Origin of the sequence: Actinoplanes hulinensis (genome assembly GCF_019429605.1) — a bacterium.
Classification (GTDB): domain Bacteria; phylum Actinomycetota; class Actinomycetes; order Mycobacteriales; family Micromonosporaceae; genus Actinoplanes; species Actinoplanes campanulatus.
Genome location: NZ_JAHXZI010000033.1, coordinates 47,552 through 68,030, shown reverse-complemented (window position 1 = coordinate 68,030; position 20,479 = coordinate 47,552). Strand labels below are relative to the sequence as shown.

General features: G+C 71.2%; 18 protein-coding genes. 5 read left to right on the top strand and 13 right to left on the bottom strand.

Annotation, left to right across the window (positions count from 1 at the left end; all coding sequences use genetic code 11):
- Positions 1–112: 112 nt before the first annotated feature.
- From KZ829_RS40100 to KZ829_RS40090, 3 genes are read right to left on the bottom strand one after another with little or no spacing between them, the layout of a single operon-like run.
- Positions 113–481 carry a TFIIB-type zinc ribbon-containing protein gene (locus KZ829_RS40100; protein ID WP_220149066.1) on the bottom strand — a complete coding sequence of 123 codons (369 nt, stop codon included), beginning with the start codon at positions 479–481 and terminating at the stop codon, positions 113–115.
- Between the two features lie 23 nt (positions 482–504).
- Positions 505–1,701: a glycosyltransferase 87 family protein gene (locus KZ829_RS40095; RefSeq protein ID WP_220149065.1), complete on the bottom strand. Its 1,197-nt coding sequence runs from the start codon at positions 1,699–1,701 to the stop codon at positions 505–507.
- Entirely contained in the window at positions 1,698–4,193 is a 2,496-nt protein-coding gene (locus tag KZ829_RS40090) for a putative bifunctional diguanylate cyclase/phosphodiesterase (protein WP_220149071.1), read from the bottom strand. Before KZ829_RS40090 ends, KZ829_RS40095 begins: the two co-directional genes overlap by 4 nt.
- A 373-nt stretch (positions 4,194–4,566) precedes the next feature.
- On the opposite strand from KZ829_RS40090, the gene moaC reads away from it, so the two are divergent.
- From moaC to KZ829_RS40070, 4 genes are read left to right on the top strand one after another with little or no spacing between them, the layout of a single operon-like run.
- Complete coding sequence (gene moaC / locus KZ829_RS40085; RefSeq protein WP_183226515.1) at positions 4,567–5,058, top strand: cyclic pyranopterin monophosphate synthase MoaC; 492 nt, start codon at positions 4,567–4,569, stop codon at positions 5,056–5,058.
- Positions 5,031–5,528 carry a MogA/MoaB family molybdenum cofactor biosynthesis protein gene (locus tag KZ829_RS40080; protein WP_220149064.1) on the top strand — a complete coding sequence of 166 codons (498 nt, stop codon included), beginning with the start codon at positions 5,031–5,033 and terminating at the stop codon, positions 5,526–5,528. The genes moaC and KZ829_RS40080 overlap by 28 nt, the downstream gene beginning before the upstream one ends.
- A gap of 16 nt (positions 5,529–5,544) precedes the next feature.
- Positions 5,545–6,762: a molybdopterin molybdotransferase MoeA gene (locus KZ829_RS40075; RefSeq protein ID WP_220149063.1), complete on the top strand. Its 1,218-nt coding sequence runs from the start codon at positions 5,545–5,547 to the stop codon at positions 6,760–6,762.
- Positions 6,759–7,268: a molybdenum cofactor biosynthesis protein MoaE gene (locus KZ829_RS40070; RefSeq protein ID WP_246637047.1), complete on the top strand. Its 510-nt coding sequence runs from the start codon at positions 6,759–6,761 to the stop codon at positions 7,266–7,268. The genes KZ829_RS40075 and KZ829_RS40070 overlap by 4 nt, the downstream gene beginning before the upstream one ends.
- A 293-nt stretch (positions 7,269–7,561) precedes the next feature.
- On the opposite strand, the gene KZ829_RS40065 is transcribed toward KZ829_RS40070, so the two are convergent.
- The 4 genes from KZ829_RS40065 to KZ829_RS40050 all read right to left on the bottom strand — a co-directional run bounded on the left by KZ829_RS40065 (position 7,562) and on the right by KZ829_RS40050 (position 11,530).
- A complete protein-coding gene (locus tag KZ829_RS40065; RefSeq protein ID WP_308285861.1) occupies positions 7,562–8,881 on the bottom strand; it encodes a glycosyltransferase 87 family protein in 1,320 nt (439 codons plus the stop codon).
- A gap of 219 nt (positions 8,882–9,100) precedes the next feature.
- On the bottom strand, positions 9,101–9,610 hold the full coding sequence (locus KZ829_RS40060; RefSeq protein WP_220149061.1) for a DoxX family protein: 510 nt from the start codon (positions 9,608–9,610) through the stop codon (positions 9,101–9,103).
- Between the two features lie 28 nt (positions 9,611–9,638).
- On the bottom strand, positions 9,639–10,844 hold the full coding sequence (locus KZ829_RS40055) for an ATP-binding protein (protein ID WP_188120440.1): 1,206 nt from the start codon (positions 10,842–10,844) through the stop codon (positions 9,639–9,641).
- Between the two features lie 80 nt (positions 10,845–10,924).
- Positions 10,925–11,530, bottom strand: a complete 606-nt coding sequence (locus KZ829_RS40050; RefSeq protein WP_220149060.1) for an LppU/SCO3897 family protein — start codon at positions 11,528–11,530, stop codon at positions 10,925–10,927.
- Positions 11,531–11,606: 76 nt separating this feature from the next.
- On the opposite strand from KZ829_RS40050, the gene KZ829_RS40045 reads away from it, so the two are divergent.
- Positions 11,607–12,290: an A24 family peptidase gene (locus KZ829_RS40045; RefSeq protein WP_246637046.1), complete on the top strand. Its 684-nt coding sequence runs from the start codon at positions 11,607–11,609 to the stop codon at positions 12,288–12,290.
- Here KZ829_RS40045 and KZ829_RS40040 read toward each other — a convergent pair.
- The 6 genes from KZ829_RS40040 to KZ829_RS40015 form a co-directional block, all read right to left on the bottom strand.
- On the bottom strand, positions 12,277–15,399 hold the full coding sequence (locus KZ829_RS40040; protein ID WP_220149069.1) for a UvrD-helicase domain-containing protein: 3,123 nt from the start codon (positions 15,397–15,399) through the stop codon (positions 12,277–12,279). The two genes, KZ829_RS40045 and KZ829_RS40040, sit on opposite strands and share 14 nt — an antisense overlap.
- Before the next feature lie 65 nt (positions 15,400–15,464).
- Complete coding sequence (locus KZ829_RS43680) at positions 15,465–16,784, bottom strand: metallophosphoesterase (RefSeq protein ID WP_443611892.1); 1,320 nt, start codon at positions 16,782–16,784, stop codon at positions 15,465–15,467.
- A 358-nt stretch (positions 16,785–17,142) separates the two neighbouring features.
- Entirely contained in the window at positions 17,143–17,703 is a 561-nt protein-coding gene (locus KZ829_RS40030; RefSeq protein WP_220149059.1) for a DUF6939 family protein, read from the bottom strand.
- Between the two features lie 454 nt (positions 17,704–18,157).
- Positions 18,158–18,400 (bottom strand): MoaD/ThiS family protein, encoded by a 243-nt coding sequence (locus KZ829_RS40025; RefSeq protein WP_220149058.1) that lies wholly within the window; start codon positions 18,398–18,400, stop codon positions 18,158–18,160.
- 4 nt (positions 18,401–18,404) lie between these two features.
- Positions 18,405–19,439, bottom strand: a complete 1,035-nt coding sequence (gene moaA / locus KZ829_RS40020) for a GTP 3',8-cyclase MoaA (RefSeq protein ID WP_308285862.1) — start codon at positions 19,437–19,439, stop codon at positions 18,405–18,407.
- A 118-nt stretch (positions 19,440–19,557) separates the two neighbouring features.
- Positions 19,558–20,427, bottom strand: coding sequence for a fructosamine kinase family protein (locus KZ829_RS40015; protein WP_220149056.1), 870 nt, complete (start codon positions 20,425–20,427; stop codon positions 19,558–19,560).
- Positions 20,428–20,479: the final 52 nt, after the last annotated feature.

The window sequence follows — 20,479 nt, the reverse complement described above, 5'->3', positions numbered from 1 at the left end:
GTCGAGGCAAGTGATTTGCCGACGCCAGCGGGGTTTGCTGGCGGCGGGAAATCACTTGCCTCGACACCGGTTACAAGGCGTTTTGCCGCGGAGCGAAGCGCAGCAATCAGACTCAGTCGAAGAGGTCGTGCAGGAAGCCGCGCCGGCGGTAGTGGCCGTGGTGGCCGCGCCGGTAGTGACCACGGTGCCCGTACGCCGGCACGGCCGGCGGGTAGTGGGCGGCCGGCGCGCCGTAGGCGGGCTGCGGCGGAGGCGGCGGGGGCGCGTAACCCGGCTGGTGGTGGGCCGGCGGCGCGGGCGGCGGGGGAACCGGCGCTCCGGTGCCCGGCCGGCTGTTGTAGGTGGATTCGGCCGCGAAAAGCTTCTCGAGCTCGCCACGGTCCAGGAAGATTCCGCGGCACTCGGTGCACTGGTCGATCGTGACGCCGCTGCGCTCGTAGACCCGCATCTCGCCGTGACACTTGGGACAGGTCATATGCATTTCAATGACGGTACAAGGCTGTGTCATGCCGTGGGGCCGAAGAAGCTGTGTGCTTGCTGAGTACGACCGGAGAACACCCGCAGGGCGGGCGCCCAGAGCAGTAGGGCGACCGGGTAGAGCAGGTAGCCGAACCGTGTCGTCGGCATCAGCAGGATCGCGGCGAGAAGTCCGTATCCGCAGAAGAGGGCGGCGTTGGCGGCGGTACGCGGTGGACGGCGCATCAGGAGCATCCCGATGACGGCGGCCGCGGCCACGAGCAGCCCGGCGGCGACGTAGCGGCCGCCGGGAACCGCCTGGGAGATCAGGTACCCGGGGAACGGCGACTGTGCGGGGCTCGTCACGAGACCGTGCCCGAGGGTGAAGCGGAAGACGTTCTCGATGAGGGCGTCGGGGTTCACCAGCAGCGGCGGGAGCACGGCGAGCACCGGGATGCCGAGGGCACCGGGTAGCAGTCGCCGCCAGGTGCCGGTGGCGATGGACAGCGCCGCGAGGACGGCCACCACCGGGAGCGCGAAGAGTTTGAGCCCGGCGGCCGCACCGACGGCGACTCCGGCCCATCCGGGGCGGCCGCTCGCGAACAGGGCCAGGGCCAGCAGGCACAGCGCCAGTACGGGGATGTCGTCCCCACCGGTGGCGAGGGTCAGGGCCGTCACGGGTAGGACGGTGGCCGCCTGCATCGCCTGTACCATCGATGGGTTTGACGGACGCAGAAGGGTGACGGCGGCAACCAGCGCGGCCACCGTGATGATCGCGAACCAGACGCGGGCGTCGGTCCACCAGTGATCACCCGCGATGGCCCGGGGCAGGCCGAAAAGGGACATGCCGGGCTGATAGGGGCGGTAGCCGAGCAGGCGTTCGTCGAGCGGGATGGCGGCGATCTCGGCACGGCTCAGGTAGGGCGTGCCGGTGTGCAGCAGCGATTCGCCCATGTGCTCGACGACGGCCACCTCTTCCTGGGCCCGGTCGGTACGCCCACCGGCCCGCTGCACCGCCTGCACGACGAGCGGAAGCATCGCCACCGCTCCCCAGGTGGCCCAGGTCAGGATGTCGCGGCGGCGAACCACGTACACGAGCAGGGCTGCTGCCAGATAGCCGCAGGCGGCGATGGCGCCCCACGCCCGGTGTGGCAGCAGCGTCGACGTGAGGGCGGTGACCAGCGCGAAGACCGCGGAGATCGCGTAGAGGAGCAGATCGACGGCCCGATCGGACGGCTTGGTCACGCGGGCAAGTTTGGCAGACGCCGCACAGGCAGCCTGACCACCGAACCCGCGTCGTGCAGCGCCACCGCCAGCACGCCCGGCCGCCCGCCCGAGCCGCGCCGTAGCACGCTGAGGAATCGGACCGCCGAGTACGGCCGGGCGAACAGGTGCCCCTGCCCGGCCGTGCAGCCGAGCTGCCAGAGGGCGTGCCGTTGGGGCTCGCTCTCCACGCCTTCGGCGACGACCGTGAGGTGCAGGTTGCGGGCCAGGTCGACGGTGGTGCGGATGACCGCGGCCGCCTCCGTCGAGGTCTCCACCCCGGCCACGAACTCCCGGTCGATCTTGAGTTGGTGCACTGGGATCCGGGAGAGCACGGAGAGCGACGAGACGCCGGTGCCGAAGTCGTCGATGGCCAGTTTGACACCGGCGTTGCGCAGCTCGGCGAGGGTCCGCTCGACCACGTCGAGCTGACTCACGGTGAGGGTCTCGGTGAGTTCGAGGACCAGCCGGTTCGCCGGGACGTCGTGCCGGGACAGCCGGGCCAGCACGGCCGCCGGGAAATTCGGGTCGAGCAGGCTGCGTGGCGACACGTTCACGGCGACCGGCAGGTCGAAGCCCGCCTCCCGCCAGTTCTGCAGGGCGAGCAGCGACTGCTCCAGCACCGCGTCGGCGAACGCCGGCAGCTGCCCGGACCGCTCGACCGTCTCGAGGAACTGCACCGGAGTGAGGTTGCCCTGCTGGGGGTGCCGCCACCGGGCCAGCGCCTCGGCCGCGACCACCTCGCCGCTGCCCAGGTCGACGATCGGCTGGAAGTCGACGGTGAACTCGTGCTCGGCCACCGCGCGCCGCAGCTCGCCGGTGAGCACCAGCCGGTCCAGGTCGGCGGTGTCCCTGGAGTGCGCGTAGACGACGGTCGGTTCACCGGCGCGTTTCGCCTGGTACATGGCGATGTCGGCGCGGCGCATCAGCTCCTCGACGCTGCCCGTGCCGGCGGCCAGGGCGATGCCGCCGGCCGCCTCGACGGTCAGCTGCATGCCCTCGACCTCGATGCCGGCGTCCAGTGCGGCGAGCATGCCGGTGGCCCGGTGCCCGGCCAGCGCGGGCGTCGGCAGGGCGGTGAGCAGCACCGCGAACTCGTCACCGCCGAGCCGGGCGACCAGGTCGCCGGGAGCTGCCGCGTCCCGCAGCCGGCCGGCCACCTGGCGCAGCACCTCGTCACCGGCGGCGTGCCCGAGCGTGTCGTTGACCTCCTTGAAGTGGTTCAGGTCGATCAGCAGCAGGGCGAAGAGGCCGGTGTGGGCGGTGGACCGGAAGAGGCGGTCGGCGTGTTCGTACAGCCGGCGGCGGTTGGCCAGGCCGGTGAGCGGGTCGTGTGCGGCGGCGTGGGCGTTCTCCGCGGCGATGCGGGCCAGTTCGGCGTACGCCTGGGCATTCCGGATGGCGGTGCACACCGCCGACGCGAAGGTACGCAGCTTGTACTGCTCGACCTCGGTGAGCCGGACCGTTCCGCCGAACCGCAGGCGCAGCACCCCGACCCGGACACTGCCGTCGTGCGCCACCAGGTCGACGGTGGTCTCGTCGAGCGGCGGAGGCGTGGTGGCCAGCAGCGGGCCGTCGGCGAGGACGTGCGTCTCGGTGGCGCGTACGGTCCGCGCGGCCAGGTCGATGGCCGCCTCCACCGCCGAGAAGATCTGCGCGGCCCGCGTCGTCGCCGAGTGCAGCACCTGGGTGAGGTCCACCGCGTTGAGCTCGTCGGTCGCCTTGGCCAGACGTTGCCACGACTCCCGTTCCTCCCGGGTCCGGACGCTGCGGGACTGCCACAGGTGCATGCACACCACAACGAGTGGGACGACCAGCAGGAGCAGCGGGTTCGTGCCGGTGGCCAGCACACCGACGACGATGAGGGTGGCCGCCAGCTCACCGAGATGCAGGATGAGCTTGGTGGTCCAGTCGTGCAGCGCGACCTGCCACAGGCTGCCGCCGGTCGCGACCGACAGCACCGGCACGAAGGCGAGGTGGTCGACCACGATGAAGGCGATCAGCGCCGCCACGATCGGGAGCACCGGGAAGGGTGGCCGGACCAGATCCGGCTGGACGTCGAAGAACAGGAAGACGGCCGCCGCCGCACCGGTGGTGAGCGCGCCCTTGGCGATGCCGAACGCGGTCTTCTGCGGCCCGAGCCAGCTCAGGCAGCGGATCACGGTGATCGCGGCGATCGTGCAGAACACCACCCAGGGCGCCGGGATCAGCGTCAGTCCGATCAGGACCGGGACCTCGCCCCAGGTGTTGCTGTCGACGTTGGACTTGACGCGGACGTGCACCCGGACCCGGTTGGCGATGATCAGGCCGGCGCCGAAGACGGCCAGGACCAGTGGGTGCGGGGGTGGGCCGGGGAGGCTCAGCGCGTACGCCAGGAAGCCCGCGGTGGCGCAGACCCCCAGAACGACGACGAGACCGATGAGCAGCCGGAGCCGCTGATCGGTCACGTTTTCGTCGCCTCGTGTGCGAGTCATCGAGTCCTTGTCGTAGCCGAGTGCGACCGGTTCGTCGCTCAAGGCTCAACCTAATTGATAACCGTCTGTCCGCGCATTACGCGATTTTCAGCCCCACTCTTTTTCGCCGTACATGGCGTTTCCTCCACTTTGTCCGCTGTCGTCCTGACAGGGGATAAGTTAGGCGTGTGTAGCGCTGGTTTCCAGCAGATCGTGTCGGTATGCGCAGTATGCGGCAATAGCCTGCCGCGCCATCACGGACAGTTTCTGAATGGAAACTCATTGCGATGAGAATCGCATCGTCCGGCCGTGATGAATTCTATTTCGTCAGTACCCAGATGGCCCCTGAGCAGTGTGGACAAGATGTGAAGTGCAAACGAACTAGGCTTCCGGTATGCCCCAGGAAAGCCAACTCACCCACGTTGACGAGACCGGCGCCGCCCGGATGGTCGACGTTTCCGGCAAAACCGTGAGCGACCGCCGTGCCGTCGCGGCGGGCCGGGTCCGTACCACCGCTGAGGTCATCGACCTGCTGCGCCGCGACGGCCTGCCCAAGGGCGACGCGCTCGCGGTGGCCCGGCTCGCCGGAATCATGGGCGCGAAGCGGACACCCGACCTGATTCCGCTCTGCCACCCGATCGGGTTGCACGGCGTGAAGGTCGAACTGGAGCCCACCGACACCACGGTCGAGATCACCGCGATCACCAAGACCGCCGACCGGACCGGCGTCGAGATGGAGGCGCTCACCGCCGTCGCCACGGCCGGTCTCGCGCTCATCGACATGATCAAGGCCGTGGACCCGGCGGCCAGCATCGAATCGGTCCGGGTGCTGCGCAAAGAGGGCGGCAAGACCGGCGAGTGGATCCGCCCGGAGGACCGGCCGTGACCATCCGGGCCCGCGTGATCGTCGCCTCCAACCGGGCCGCGGCCGGGGTCTACGCCGACACCAGCGGCCCCCGGCTCGTCACCGGGCTGCGCGAGCTCGGCTGTGAGGTGGGCGAGCCGGTCGTCGTACCGGACGGTGACCCGGTCGCCGAAGCGCTCCGCGCCGCCGTCGCCGACGGCGTCGACGTGGTCCTGACCAGCGGCGGCACCGGCGTCACACCGACCGACCGCACGCCGGAGGCCACCCGCGGGCTGCTCGACTTCGAGATCCCCGGGATCGCCGAGGCCATCCGCGCCCACAGCCGCGACCGGGTCCCCGCCGCCGCACTCTCCCGCGGGCTCGCCGGGGTGGCCGGCCGCACCCTGATCGTCAACCTCCCCGGCTCGACCGGCGGCGCCAAGGACGGGCTGGCCGTGCTGGGGCCGCTGCTCGCACACACCGTGGACCAGATCCGGGGCGGCGACCACTGAGCGATAGGCTTCGCCGGTGACCGAGTCGACCCCTGTGGACTGGGAACTGGCCCGAACCCTCGCCTTCGCCGCGGGGCAGGCCGCGGCGGGCGGCGCCGAGGAGATCCCGCTGGGCGAGGCCGACGGCCGGATCCTCGCCGAGCCGCTGCGCGCCCTCACCGACCTGCCGGCCTTCCCCACCTCGAGCATCGACGGCTGGGCGGTCCGCGGCCCGGCGCCCTGGCGCCCGGTCGGCCGGGTCCTGGCCGGCGGCACCCCGCCCCCGCTCACCGCGGACGGCGACTGCGTCGAGATCGCCACCGGCGCCATGGTGCCGGAGGGCGCCACCGCCCTGGTCCGGATCGAGGACTCGGCAACCGGCCCGGACGGCCGGGTCACCGGCGAACCGAGGGCCGTCCCCGACTGGCGCCTGCCCGGCGAGGAGGCGCACCGCGGCGAGGAACTGCTGCCGGCCGGCACGGCGGTCGACCCGGCGGTCATCGGCGTCGCCGCCACCTGCGGCTACGAGACCCTCCAGGTCCGCCCGGTCCCGCGCGCCGCCCTCCTGGTCTTCGGCGACGAACTGCTCACCGCGGGGCCGCCCGGCAACGGCCGGGTCCGCGACTCGCTCGGCCCGCAGGTGCCGTCCTGGCTGCGCCGTTACGGCGCGGAAGTGGGCACGGTCACCGGCCCGGTCAAGGACACGCTCGACGCCCACCTCGACGCCATCCGGTCCGCCCTCGACACCGCCGACCTGGTCTGCACCACCGGCGGCACCATGCACGGCCCGGTCGACCACCTGCACCCCGCCCTCGCCGAGCTGGGCGCCGAGTACATCGTCAACACCGTCGCCGTCCGCCCCGGATTCCCGATGCTGCTGGCCCGGGTGCCCGGCCCGGACGGCCGCCCGCGCTTCCTCGCCGGCCTGCCCGGAAACCCGCAATCCGCGATCATCGCCCTGGTCACCCTGGTCGCGCCGCTGCTGGCCGGCCTGCGCGGCCGCGATCTGCCCCCACTGCCGCAGATCACCGCGGGCACGGGAATCGCCGGCCGCGGTGACTTCACACACCTGGCTCTCGCCGCGCTCGACGCCACCGGCCGGACCGCCACCCCCGTCGGCCACGTCGGCTCGGCCATGCTGCGCGGCCTCGCCAACTCACACGGCTTCGCCGTCGTCCGCCCCGGCACCCAGGCCGCCGCCGGCGACAGCATCGGATTCCTGCCCCTTCCGCTGACGCCCGGGGAGCGCCCATGACCACCGAGAACCCCACCGGTCTTGCCCACGCCGAGGACGCCACCGCCGGCGGCGTTCCCACCGAGATCGCCGCCGGGGATTCCGTTGCCGGCGTCATCCGGGCCGAGGTGATCGACGCGCCGCTCGACCTGGCCGCCCACGAGGCTGCCGTCGCCGACCCGCGGGCGGGTGCGGTGGTCTCCTTCCAGGGCGTGGTCCGCGATCATGACCACGGCCGGGGCGTCACCCTCCTGGAGTACGAGGGCCACCCCACCGCCGCCGCCGTCCTGCGCGAGGTGGCCGCGGAGATCGCCGCCGACCCGGCGGTCTACGCGGTCGCCGTCTCACACCGCATCGGAACCCTCCAGATCGGCGATGTCGCGCTGGTCGCTTCGGTCAGCACCGCACATCGCGCGGCCGCCTTCGCCGCTTGCGCCCGCCTGGTCGACGAGGCCAAGGCCCGCCTCCCGATCTGGAAACGCCAGGTCTTCCACGACGGCGCCGAAGAATGGGTCAACTGCCCTTAAACCCATGATTTCGTACGGGAGTGCCAGCCCTCGACGAAACATTGGCAGTTCCGTAGCGCACCGCGAGCCGGGTGCCACTCAAGCCTGTGACGCGCCCGCCGGGCTGAGATCGTGGGTCGAGCTCCCACCACCCCGCTCTCGCCGGAGCGACTACCGCTCCCGGCCGGTCGTGAGAGCTGTCTCGATGGCCTCTAGACAGCCCTGGTGTCCAGTTGGATCTTCGTGGCCGGCTCCCAGAGCTGTTTCCGGGGCCTTGAGACAGCTCTGAAAGCCGGCTGGGCTTGACCCGCGGGTCAGCCGCCGCGTGGGAGAGGGATGGCCGCGGGGCGGGAGGCCCGGCCCGGTCGCGGGATGGGCAGGGACGGGGCGCCATGCCGCCACGGGAGGGTGTTGACCAGCAGGATCAGGGCGAAGGCCGGGATGTTCCAGGTCAGCGACCAGGATGGTGGCGCCAGCAGGGACAGGTAGACGAGCAGGGCCCCGGCCAGGAACGCGATGCCGGTGAGACGGGTGGTACGGGGCAGCCGGCCGCCACCCAGGCGGCGGCGCATGCCGGTGTCGGCGAGCACCAGGACGGCCGGGAGCAGCCAGAGCGTCTCGGCCGAGGTGGACACCGGGCCGGTGATGGCGCCGGTCAGGCCGACCAGCGTGAAGGCCGCCACCTCGTCGCCGTCGGTGTGGGCCGAGCGGGCCCGGATGAGACCCACGGCGAGCAGCAGCATCCCGAAGGCGAACCAGACCAGCACCGGTGGCGCCGGGAAACCGTAGAGCCGGGCCATCACGCCGGCCAGCGACTGATTGTCCGGGGCGCTGACCGGGGCGGGGCGGTCCAGTTCCCACATGACCGTCCCGTACCAGGAGAGGGTCTCGTCGGGAGCCACCGCCAGCGTGGCCAGGGTGACCACCGCGGCCGTGAACAGGGCCGTCACGGCGGCCCGGCGCTGCTTGGTGAGCAGCAGGAAGACGATGAAGAGCAACGGTACGGCGCAGAGCGCGGCGGCCAGACCGCTGCCCACGCCCGCCCACGAACCGGTGATCCAGGACCGGCGCAGACGACGGCGGAACCTGTCCGGGAACCAGTGCGGTCCGCGGTCCAGGGCGGAGCGGCGGCGTGGGCCCGGCAGGTCGGCCAGGATGCGGTGCCGGGCCCGGTCGGCGCGGCGCAGGGCGATCAGGTCGGCGGCCAGCAGGGCGAGGATCAGCAACTCCGGGCGGCCCAGGCCGATGGTGGCCCGGACCGGTTCGGAGAGCAGCGCCAGGGCGGCCGCGGCCAGGACGAACGGGGTGCGGCGGCGACCGTGGCGACGGGCCACCGGGCCGGCGACGACCAGCGTGGTCAGCAGGAGAGCCGCCACCCCGGCCACGGCCAGCAACCAGCCGGCGGCACGTAGCGGCAGCAGGGTCAGGGGCGCGAGCAGCATGGCCAGCGCGGGTGGCAGCGCGGCGCCGGCCTGGTTGCCGGGGGACCGGTAGGCGTACAGGTCCGCGCCGTCGAGCCACCCCCGGATGGCGGCGTGTTCCACGGCGAGGGTGCTCAGCGCGTACCGCTGAAAGTAGAGAGTGATGACCGCCAGGGTGAGCAGGGCGCCGAGAACGACCAGCCCGGACCGCACGCGCGCAGCGTTGTGCGCCCCTCTTCGCTTCGCCGGCATGGCGCGACCCCCGTCTCGTTACCGGGCACGGCATGGCCTGCCGGTCGACCCGCCGCTCGCACGAAGGGCGAAGCGGTCGGGATCGGCGGCACGTCGTAGCCGAGCGGAAGCGAGCTTAGAAGGCGCAGACCGACCGCGCGGTCCCTTGTCCGCTTTAACGCAAACGCCGCGATAAGGTTGTTATCCGGGCAATCTGCGCGCAGTCGCGGCGGCCGTCGCGGCGATTCTCGCCTCCCGTTTCGCGGTGCGCACGGCCCGGCGCACCGACCGCTGGCTGCGGTCCACCGCGTGCGTGGTGCGATAGCGCAGACTCGGCCGGCCCTCGGTGTCGGCGGCGGCGAGCAACAGCCCACCGAGCAGACCGAGACTGCGCAGCAGATGATCGCGGTCGCCCTTGTCGGTCGCGGTGTGCGGGATCAGGCCGGCCGCAAGCACGGCGGCGGAGATCCGGGTGAACCGCCCGGTGGCCAGCGCCAGACCGGCCAGCACGTCGGCGGCCGCCTTGACCCGCACCAGGGTGACCGGATCGGTGGGCAGACGCGGGTCCGTGCGCTCCAGCAGCGGCGTCACCCGGTCGGCGAACGGGCGGACCGCTTCAGCCCGCTCCTCGGGGCGGGCCAGGGCACGGATGCCGTCGAACACGAAGATCGATGCCAGCATGGCTCGGGCTGCGGTGCGTACGGGCCTCATGCCCCCGGTTATACCCGTAACCGACCGACTACACCGGCTGAGTTCTGAGGTAGCGGCCGAAATGCGGGACGGTGAACGCCACCGTCCCCCGCTCGCCGGAGTAGATGAGTCCCTTTTTGATCAGTGCGTCGCGGGCCGGCGAGAGGCTGGCCGGCTTACGGCCGAGCGAGGTGGCGATGTCCGACGTCGGCACCGCGGCGTCCATGTCGTTGCCGGGGTCGTCGGAGAGCGCCGCCATGGCCCGCATGTACTCCCGCTCGGCCGGGGTGGCCCGTTCGAACCGGGAGCCGAAGAAGCCGACCGCCAGCTCGCCCTCGGCCTCGGGCGCGGCCACCCGGACGTCGTCGGCGGTGATCGGCGACTGCGGCGCGTGATCCCAGGTGGCCTTCCCGTAGGCCTGGACGAAGTACGGATACCCGCCGGACTTCTCGTAGAGCAGGTCCAGCGCCTCCTGGTCGTAGTCCACACCCTCGCGCTCGGCCGGCACGCCGAGCGCCAGATCGGCGGCGTCCCGGTCCAGCCGGTCGATCCGTGCGTACCGGAACAGCCGCTCGGAGTACGACTTGGCGGCGGACAGCACGGCCGGCAGGTGCGGCAGCCCGGCGCCCACCACGATCAGCGGCGCGCCCAGCTGGGACAGCTCGTGGCAGGCCGCGCAGAGCGCCGACACGTCGGTGGCGCTGAGGTCCTGCATCTCGTCGATGAACAGGGCGATCCCGGTGCCGACGTCGGTGGCCAGCGAGGCGGCGTCGGTGAACAGCTCGACCAGGTCGATCTCGATGTCGCCGGAGTCGGCGCGGCCGCGGGCCGGCGGCACGTCGATGCCGGGCGCCCAGCGGTCCCGGATCTTCGCGTTGGTCTCGTTGGCCCGCAGCGCGAACGCCTTGAGCACGCCGAGCACCTCGTCCACCCGGTCCGGGTCGCGGTGGTGCGGGGCCAGCTCGCGGATCGCCATGTGCAGCGCGCCGGACACCGGGCGGCGCAGCGACTGGTCCGGCCGGGCCTCGATCTTGCCGGTGCCCCAGAGGCGGCCGATCGCGGCCGAGCGCAGCGTGTTGAGCAGCACCGTCTTGCCCACGCCACGCAGGCCGGTCAGGACCAGGCTGCGCTCGGGGCGACCGCGGGCCACCCGTTCCAGAACGACGTCGAAGGCGTCCAGCTCGCGACCGCGGCCCGCCAGCTCGGGTGGGCGCTGACCGGCGCCGGGAGCGTACGGATTTCGCACCGGATCCACGCGTAGCACCGTATCGGGCCGTCTAGCGCGAACGCTAGAGTCGCCTCGATATCACCATCTAGGTTTTTCTAGCAGATTCCCTAGACCGCCGAATACTCCTTGAGGCAGAGTACGAAGTCGACGTCGTCGTATTCGGTGTCGTAGTAGTACCACTTCGTGTAGCCGGTCACCTTGGAGCATTTGCCGACCGCGTCCTTCTCGCCCGTGGTCTTGCCGTCGATCCGCTTCAGCACCTGGTAGGTGTTCGCCGTGCAGACCACCACACGCAGCTTCGGCTCGTTGTCGGTGCCCTCGTTGCGGACACACTGACCCTTCGCCGCGAACCGGGCGTCCTCACTGGTCTGCGGTCGCGCCCCGTGCCCGGCCGGCGCGGTCGTGGTCGTCGCCACCGGCGTCTTCGTCTTCTCGTCGCGGCCCAACAGGAACCAGGCGCCGGTGGCCACCCCGCCACCGATCAGGACACTGAGCACGGCGACCAGCGCACCCATCGCGAAACCGCGCCGGGCCGGTGGCGGCTTCCACTCGGCGGGCGGTTTCCAGCCGGGCTGCGGCGGCTGCTGTTGTGGAATCTGCGGCTGGCTCCACGGCTGCTCGTTCGCGCTCCACGGGTCGGCGGGTTCCGAGTACGGCTCCTCGGGGCTCCCACCCAGCCATGGCTGACCAGGGTACGGCCCGTTCTGCGACATCGGGGGTCCCTCCAGAAGCGGTCTGCGCTGCCTGCCACCGTAGCGTGCGGCGGACAATCGGCTACCTTTCACGTTCGTGTCATCACAGTTGGTGATCTTGTCGATGCTGTTCGGGGCGACGGCGGGGGCGTTCCTGCCCCGCGTCGCGTACCGGCTGACCGTCCCCTTCGGAGAACCGGCACGGCCGGCGTGCGCCCGCTGTGACCGGCCGTTCCCGCCCGGAGCGGCCGGCTGGATCCACGCCGGACCGGCCTGCTGTGCGAGCGGAATCGGCCCGGCCGTGACGCTGTCGCTGGTCGGCGGCCTGCTGGCGGTCTTGCTCGGACCGGTGCCCCAACTGCCGGTCCACCTGCTCGCCGCGATTCCCGGAGTGCTTCTCGCGGCGATCGACCTGGGCTGCCTGCGCCTGCCCGACAAACTGGTCGGCACACTCGCCCTCGGCGCGGGCACACCGCTCGCCCTGCTGGCGCCCGGCCGGATCGGTCCGGCACTGGCCGCCGGCACGCTGGTCGGCGCCGGGTACCTGGCGATCGCGATGCTGCCCGGGCGCGGACTCGGCCTCGGCGACGTGAAACTGGGCGCGGCACTGGCGTTCCTGCTCGGGTTCGCGGGCTGGCCGGCGGTGGCCGTCGGTCTCGGCACCGCCCACCTGCTCAACGGCGCGGTCGCCACCTGGTTGCTGGTGCGGCGGCGAGCACGGCCGATCCCGTTCGGGCCGGCCCTGCTCGCCGGAGCGCTCGCCGGGCTTACAGCAGTCTGAGCTGACGATCCTTCGGGCGGGCCGGGATCGCCTCACCCAACTTCTCGAAAAGTCCGGAATCGATCACGTCGAGGAACGGTGTGGGGCTCTGCTCCCGCTCGCTGCCGTGCCGCGACCGTTTCGCCGAATGGCTCACGTACAGCCGGTCCTGGGCACGGGTCAGGCCCACGAAGAACAGCCGGCGCTCCTCGGCCGTCTCCTCCTCCGACGGGGTCGAACCCGGCCAGCGCAGCGGCAGCAGACCGTCCTCACAGCCGACCAGGAAGACCACCGGGAACTCCAGGCCCTTCGCGGCGTGCAGGGTCAGCAGGTTCACCGCCTCCGCCCGCGGGTCCAGCGCGTCCACCTCGGCGCCCGTCGCCAGCTGTTGCAGGAACAGCGGCAGATCCTCACCGACCCGGTGGGCCAGCGGCATCAACAGCTCGGTGGCGGTCCAGACGTCCTCGGGCGCCAGCTGTCCACCGTCCAGCGTCGGGGTGGCGAACCGCTGCGCCAGCACCTGACCGGCCAGCTTCACCCGGGTCGCGAGCGAACCGCCCGCACCGCCGGCGTGCCGCAGCTCCCGGGCGATCTCGGCGACCCCGGCACGGTCCCGCAGCCGGTTGTGCGACCGCTTCTGCACCGGGATGCCGGCCCGGGACAGGGCCTCCATGATCGGGCCGGACTGGGCGTCGGTGCGATACAGCACCGCAATGTCGGAGAACGACAGATTCCCGGCCGCGGCGACACGGGAATCCACCCGGCCCGAGTCCAGCGAGCGGTGCGAGAGACCACCGACGAGCTCATCGATCGTACGGACGACGAAGTCGGCCTCGTCCGCGACACTGCGGGCGGCATAGCGGCCCACCAGCGCGGCCTCCGGGTCGAGCCGGGCCGGATCCAGCCGGCGGCCGCGGACCAGCGTCGTCGGGGCGATGGCCTGCACCGCGGCGGCCAGGATCGGCGCCGACGACCGGTAGTTGCGGGTCAACCGGACCAGGCGGGCGTCCACGAAGTCGGAGTTGAACCGAAGGAAATACTGCACGTCGGCACCCCGGAACGAGTAGATCGCCTGGTCCGGGTCGCCGATCGCGCACAGGTTGCCGTTCGGTGGGCTGAGTAGGCGGAGCAGCTCGTACTGGAGCTCGTCGACGTCCTGGTACTCGTCCACGAAGATCCACTGCCAGCGCTTGCGGTACTTCTCGACCAGTGCCTGGTCCTCACGCAGCAGCGCCACCGGCACGCTGATCAGATCGTCCAGGTCGACCAGGTCCTGCTGGCGCAGCAGCTTCCGGTACGCCGCGTCGTCCTCGCCGGCCTGCTCCCGGGCCCGCGCCTGCTCGTGGTCGTCGGCGATGCGCCAGCCCGAGCCCAGCCCGGCCGCCTTCGCGTTCTCCTTCAGCACGGTGAGGCCCAGCGAGTGGAAGGTGCCCACCGTGATGTCCTCGGCCACGTCGCCGAGCAGCGCCTCGAGACGCTCCCTCAGCTCCGACGCGGCCCGCCGGGTGAACGTGATGGCCAGGCAGCGTTCCGGGAAGACGCCCAGCTCGGCACAGAGGTACGCGATGCGGTGCGTCAGCGTCCGGGTCTTGCCGGTGCCCGGGCCGGCCACGATCAGCAGCGGACCGCCCGGTGCCGACGCGGCCACCCGCTGCATCGCGTCCAGCCGGTCCAGCAGGCCGGTGCCGACCTCCTCCATCCCGGCCAGCATCGGCTCGAACGGCTCGTGCGGGCTGGGCGGCGGGGCCAGCGGCGGCGGGGCCGGCTTCTCCTTGACCGGCTTGGCCTTCGGTTTCGCCGGGGCCGGCTCGGGCCTCGCCTTCGGCGTCTCCGCCGGGAAGTCGAAGAGCGTCTCCACCTGCGGGGCGCTGTTGCGATTGCGCAGCTCGCCGGAGTCGAAGAGCGTGATCACGCCGTACTCGCCGTCATAGCCGGGCACCCGCCGCACATCGCCGCTCCGGAGCCGGGTGATCGCCTCGCGCAGCTCGTCGCCACCCGCCTTGCCGATTTCGTCCACCGGCACCTTGCGCAGGATGTCCAGCTCCGCGCCGAGTGTGGCGACCAGATGGTTGAGCTGGGATTCCACCGTCTTCGACTTCGGGCCGACACCGTGGATCTCGCCGAGGATCTCGTGCAGCTGGATCAGGTGCTCGACGTGGTCGTCCTTCTGGAAGCCCAGCGGACGGTCGGCCAGGTCCTCGATCCGGCTCAGCACGCCGACGGTCAGCGGGCGCCCGCACTCCGGGCAGCGGCCGCCGGCCTGCCGGGTCCGCTCCGGTTCCCAGTTCACCCCGCAGGCCCGGTGGCCGTCGGCGTGGTATTTCCCCTCCTCCGGGAAGAACTCGAGCGTCCCGGCCTGGCCGACGCCGTCGCGCACCGCGAAGTAGTCGGGGGTGCCGGTGAACAGGGTGGCCTCACGGGCCAGGGCGGCCGGTGAGTGCGCGTCCGAGTTCGAGACCAGGCGGTAGCGGTCCAGGCTGGAGACCCGCCAGTTCATCTCCGGGTCCGAGGAGAGGCCGGTCTCCACCGCGGTGACGTGGTCGGCCAGGTCGGCGTAGCAGTCGGCGATCGCGTCGAACCCGGACTTCGACCCCAGGGCGGAGAACCACGGCGTCCAGATGTGCGCCGGGACCAGATAGCCGCCGGCCTCCAGCGTGATCTCCAGAAGGTTCCGCGAGTCCAGGCCCAGGATCGGGCGGCCGTCCGCGGTCAGGTTGCCGATCCGGGCCAGCGCCGTGTTGATCTTCGCGACCGACTCGAAGTCGGGAGCGTAGAGCAGGTGGTGGACCTTGCGGGTCTTGTCGTCCCGCTTGTAGATCGTGGAGATCTCGACGCTCAGCATGAACCGGGCCGGGTCGGTGCCGCGCAGCGAACCCGGCAGCCGCTTCGTCACCGGCTTCTCGTCGGCCAGCCGGAACAGGCCCGGCTCGGCCGGTTCGAGGCTCTCCCGGAGGTGCTCGAACCAGGCCGGGTGGGTGAAGTCGCCGGTGCCGAGCAGGGCGATGCCCTTGCGCCGGGCCCACCAGGCCAGGTTGGGCAGGGTCAGATCGCGGCTGCAGGCCCGCGAGTAGCGGGAGTGAATGTGCAGGTCCGCGACATATGTATCCGTGCTGACCGCCACGTTCCGCATCCTGTCACGGCCGTCGGTTCCGCCAAGCTTCGCCACGCTCAAACACACTTACCGATCTTGATGGGTTACGCCACACGCAATTCGATGACCGTGACCTGCGGGGGCGCGCCCACCCGCACCGGAGGACCCCAGAAACCCGCGCCGTTGGTCACATACACCGGCACGCCGTCCACCTTCCCGAAGCCGGAGACTACCGGCTGCTGCAATCTCACGAGCATGTTGAACGGGGCCATCTGGCCGCCGTGCGTGTGCCCGGAGACCTGGAGATCCACCCCGTAGGGCGCCGCCTCCTTCGCGGCCACCGGCTGGTGGGCCATCAGCACCACCGGCCGGGTGGTGTCCCGGTCGCCCAGCGCGCGGGCGAAATCCGGGCCGTCGCCCTGCTCCTCACCGGTGAGATCGTTCACACCGGCCAGATCCAGTCCGTTGATCTCGACCCGCTCGTTGCGGAGCGGCCGGATCCCGAGCCGGGCCACCTCCTCGACCCACTCCTCGGCGCCGGAGTAGTACTCGTGGTTCCCGGTCACGAAGAACGCCCCGTGCCGCGACTCGATCCCACCCAGCGGCGCCGCGAACCGGCCCAGCTCGGCCACACTGCCGTCAACCAGGTCGCCGACCACGCACACCAGGTCCGCGTTCACCGAGTTGATCACCCGGGTGATGCGCCGCGCGTGCTCCACTCCGGTGAGCGGCCCGATGTGGATGTCGGAGACCACGGCCAGCCGTGTTCCGTCCATGGACCGCGGCAGCTTGGCGATCGGCAGTTGGACGCGGTCGATCTGCGGCGCCCCGGTCGCCGTCTTCACGCCGTAGCCGGTGATGCTCGCCGCGGTGAGCCCGGCGAAGATCGCCGTCCCCCGGGCCAGGAGCAACCGCCGGTCCATCCCCGGCCCCTGGCCCGCGCCGCCGTGTCCCGCCACGCCACCGGCTCCCGGCTCCCGGCTCGCGCCGCCGCTCTCACCGGCGGCGCCGGCCTCGTCGACCGTGTCGACAGTCGCAGCCCCACCCGCGCCCAGCGTCGGCTCACCACCACCGTGCGACTCGCTGCCGTGCCCACTCGCCCGGCCGCTCAGCGAAGGTTCGCCGCCGTGCTCGCTTGCCGCCGGAGCGCCGCCGTGCTCGCTTGCCGCCGGAGCGCCGGCGTGCCCGCTTGTCGCGCCGCTCAGCGCAGGCTCGCCGGTGGGAAGGGGTTCGGCCGCCAGACCATTGGGAGAACGCGACGCATGGTCGCTGCCTTCTCCGGGGTTACGCGCCCACAACCGCAGCGCCACCAGCCGGGGGATCTCCAGCACGAGCAGCGTGATCAGCAGGTAGAACATCACGGCGATCCACAGATAGCCGGGCCAGGCCAGCCACGAGAGGTGACCGGCCCGCACCCCGCCCATCGTCACCGGGAACAGCACGAAGAGCAGGACCGCCAGAACCGTCCCGACGCGCCGGGCGGGGCCGGGCCGCAGTGGATCACGGACCAGCCTCTTCCACAGATAGAAGTGGATCAGACCGACGATCACCAGGACCATCGCGATGAACAGCACCAACTCGAACCCTCCCCAGCCGGCCCCACCCGCGACCGTGCCCTCCAGCTTGCCCGACCCGGTTTCCCCGGCTAGCCGGAGCCCCTGGAGCCGTGAACTGTCGGCGTTCTCAGTGGTGTCTCAGCAGCCACATGCCGGGCCGAACCGTCCCAATCGTCAAACAGTGCGACAACGCGGGAGGTGGCTGGCTGATGCAAGCGCATCACCCTCATACCGGCTCCGGGCCCGGCCACCGGCCGGTCAGATAGCGGGCCAGAAGGGCGGCATGCGACAGCGGGCTGCTGGTGTCGGCCGGGTCACCGTTGGTCGTGTAGTCGAGCAGGACGATGCCGCCGGCCGCCAGACCGCGCAGCCGATCGACGAGATCCGGGACCCGGTGCTCGAGCACCCACCGATAGGCCGGCAGGTAGATCCGCTTGCGGGCGGTCGGGTAGTCCAGCAACTCCTGACCGGTCAGCCCGGCACGATGGCCGCGAACCGGCCCGTAGCGGCGCACGGTCCGTTTGATGTTGGTCATCGAGGTGACGGCCAGCTTTCCCGGATCGACATCGGCGCTGTCGAACACCTTCAGCGCCTGCCAGATCCCTTCGACGGAGGCACCGACCGCCCCTGGTGTGAGCGGAATCGGAATGCCGCCGTGTGGGTAGAACGGGCTCAGCCGCACCCACGGCTCCGGCCCCCGCGACGTCACGTCGATGACGGTCGCTCCGGGGAACGCAGCCCGCACCGATTCCGGCTTCCGCCGCCTGCTCGCGACATCAACCCGCATCCCAGCCTCCCCGTCAGTCCCACCGCACATGCTGCCCCAGGGGTACGACAAAACCCGCCGACCAGCGCAGTAGGGGAATGACACGCGGCGATCTTGGACGATTTGCCACCCACAAGAGCCTTCTTCTTGGCTGCCCGCGGCCGAGTCCGCAATCCCTCGCCGGTAGGACGTGTCACCCGGAGCGTTCTTGAACGATTTGCCACCGCTGTGGGTGGCCAATCGTTCAAGATCGCATAACGTTGGCATCCAAAGCGGGCGAAACGGGCGCCTGATTCCGACCAAAGACCCATTTCAGCCTAGTGCGGTGGTCGGTGGGCCCATTCGGCGATTCGCCCGACCGGGCGCTTGACGTAGAACCACGAACACCCAAGAAGAAGACTCGCAACGGTGGCAAAGCGTCCAAGATTGGCCCCCGGGGCTGCCCGGAAGCGTGAGAGTGCGGCGGGAAGATGCGCTAGCCGCCCGCGAACGGCGGCAGGATGTCGACCGTGACGCCCTCAGGCAGGGCCGCCGCCCGGTCGTGGCAGGTGAGCCCATCCACCAGGAAGCTGGCCGCCTTCAGCACCAGGGCCAGCCGCTCACCATGCCGGTCGACCAGAACCTGGATCAGCTCGTCCAGGTCAGCGGCCTCGACCATCTCACTGGACGTGCCGCTGGCGGCCGCGCGGGCTCCGGCGAAATAGCGGACCGTGAGCACCGGTTCAGCCTCCGATCGCGGACATGGGACGGGCGGGCTGGAGGAAGGACGGGTCGTCGATGCCGTGCCCGGCGCGTTTGCCCCACATGGCGGTCTGCCAGGCCCGACCGATCTCCTTGTCGGAGGCCCCGCCCCGCAGAAGCCCGCGCAGATCGCTCTCCTCGGTGGCGAACAGGCAGTTGCGGACCTGGCCGTCGGCGGTGAGGCGGGTCCGGTCGCAGTCGCCACAGAACGGGCGGGTCACACTGGCGATCACGCCGACCCGGGCCGGTTCCCCGGCGGCATCGACATGGCCCGGGATCAGCCAGGTCTCGGCCGGCGCCGTTCCACGTGAAACATTGTCAGGCTCGAGATCGAAGGGCTCGAGCGCGGCAAGGATCTCCTCGGCGGTGACCATCTCGTGCCGGTCCCACTGATGCTGGGCGTCGAGCGGCATCTGCTCGATGAAGCGCAACTGATAGCCGTGGTCGAGGGCGAACCGCAGCAGCGCCGGCGCCTCGTCCTCGTTGACCCCGCGCATCAGCACGGTATTGATCTTCACGGGGGTGAGCCCGGCATCGGCCGCCGCCCGCAGACCCGCCAGTACGTCGGCATGCCGGTCGCGCAGGGTGAGCGTGTTGAACCGCACCGGGTCGAGGGTGTCCAGCGAGACGTTCACCCGATCGAGGCCGGCATCACGCAGCGCGACGGCGGTCCGGTCGAGGCCGATCCCGTTCGTCGTGACCGAGAGTTTGGGGCGCGGATCGAGCCGCGCCGTCTCCGCCACGATGTCCACCAGGCCGCGCCGGATCAGCGGCTCGCCGCCGGTGAACCGCACCTCGGTGACCCCGAGCCGCTCGACCGCGATCCGGACGAGCCGCTTCACCTCGTCGTCGGAGAGTTGCTGCTGCTGCGGCATCCAGGCGAGGCCCTCCGCCGGCATGCAATACGTGCAGCGAAGGTTGCACCGATCGGTCAGCGAGACGCGCAGATCGGTCGCGATGCGGCCGAACCGGTCGACGAGCCCGGTCACGGTCGCCACCGGGCCTGCTCGGCTGATCTCATGGAGATGCGCACGTGTCGAATTTAGCCGCTCAACACCCATCCTGCCGCTAGCCATATCGCCCTATGGGCAAGGCGCCTCTTCGTTCGGGGCCTTTCGCCCCATAGATCAATGATCAAAAGCGCAGAACGGCCGTGGCGGCGGCCCGCACCGCGTCCCGGTACCCACCGCCGAACGCCGCGGTGTGCACCAGCAGCAGATGCAGTTGATGCAGCGGAACCCGGGCCTGCCAGCCCTCCGCCAGTGGCCACTCCTTCCGGTAGGCGGCCAGGATGACGTCCAGGTAGGGCACCCCGCCGAACAGGGACAGTGTCGCCAGGTCGGTCTCCCGGTGGCCGCCGTGCGCCGCCGGGTCGACGAGCCAGGCACGGCCGTCGGCGGCCCACAGCAGGTTGCCCGGCCACAGGTCGCCGTGGATTCGTGCGGGCGGTTCGCTCACCGCGTACCCCTCGAGGTCTTTGATGATCTGCTCGATGAGGGTGACGTCGGTCTCGGAGATCGCGCCGCGATCGGCCGAGATCTTGAGGTACGGAAGCAGGCGCCGGGTCGCGAACCAGGAGGCCCACGCGCCGGTGCCGGGGGTGTTGTCCAGCGGCAGCGGGCCGATCCAGCCGGGCCAGGCGGCGCCGAAGGCGCCGGAGCCGCTGCGATGCAGGCAGGCGAGCGAGCGGCCGAACGTCTCCGCCGCCTGCCGGGTGGGCTCGCCGGGCTGGACCCACTCGGTGGCGAGCAGATCGGGCAGGGTGACCAGGACCTCCGGCACCGGAACCGTCTCCGAGGAGCGCAGCCAGGCCAGTCCCGCCGCCTCCGCCGCGAACATGCCGTCGGGCGCCGGACCGGACGGCCAGGACTTCGCGAACAGGGACGTTCCGTCGTCGAGGGTGAGCCGGGAGGCCCCACGGGCCACCGGTGTCTCACGGATTCGCTGGTGGGTGAGAAATGTCGGGAGGTGCTCAGGGTGCGCACGCAGATACGCCAGGTCCACCCGGCTATCTTGCGCTTCTGGTGACGTAAGTCTCCATTCGGAGGCAAGATGA

Excerpts from the sequence above, each read along its gene's own strand:
- moaC (WP_183226515.1), top strand. The coding sequence starts at position 4,567 with ATGCCCCAGGAAAGCCAACTCACCCACGTTGACGAGACCGGCGCCGCC.
- KZ829_RS40050 (WP_220149060.1), bottom strand. The coding sequence starts at position 11,530 with ATGTCGCAGAACGGGCCGTACCCTGGTCAGCCATGGCTGGGTGGGAGC.
- KZ829_RS40100 (WP_220149066.1), bottom strand. The coding sequence starts at position 481 with ATGCATATGACCTGTCCCAAGTGTCACGGCGAGATGCGGGTCTACGAG.
- KZ829_RS40070 (WP_246637047.1), top strand. The coding sequence starts at position 6,759 with ATGACCACCGAGAACCCCACCGGTCTTGCCCACGCCGAGGACGCCACC.
- KZ829_RS40040 (WP_220149069.1), bottom strand. The coding sequence starts at position 15,399 with ATGCGGAACGTGGCGGTCAGCACGGATACATATGTCGCGGACCTGCAC.
- KZ829_RS40030 (WP_220149059.1), bottom strand. The coding sequence starts at position 17,703 with ATGCGGGTTGATGTCGCGAGCAGGCGGCGGAAGCCGGAATCGGTGCGG.
- KZ829_RS43680 (WP_443611892.1), bottom strand. The coding sequence starts at position 16,784 with ATGGGCGGGGTGCGGGCCGGTCACCTCTCGTGGCTGGCCTGGCCCGGC.
- KZ829_RS40060 (WP_220149061.1), bottom strand. The coding sequence starts at position 9,610 with ATGAGGCCCGTACGCACCGCAGCCCGAGCCATGCTGGCATCGATCTTC.
- KZ829_RS40090 (WP_220149071.1), bottom strand. The coding sequence starts at position 4,193 with ATGACTCGCACACGAGGCGACGAAAACGTGACCGATCAGCGGCTCCGG.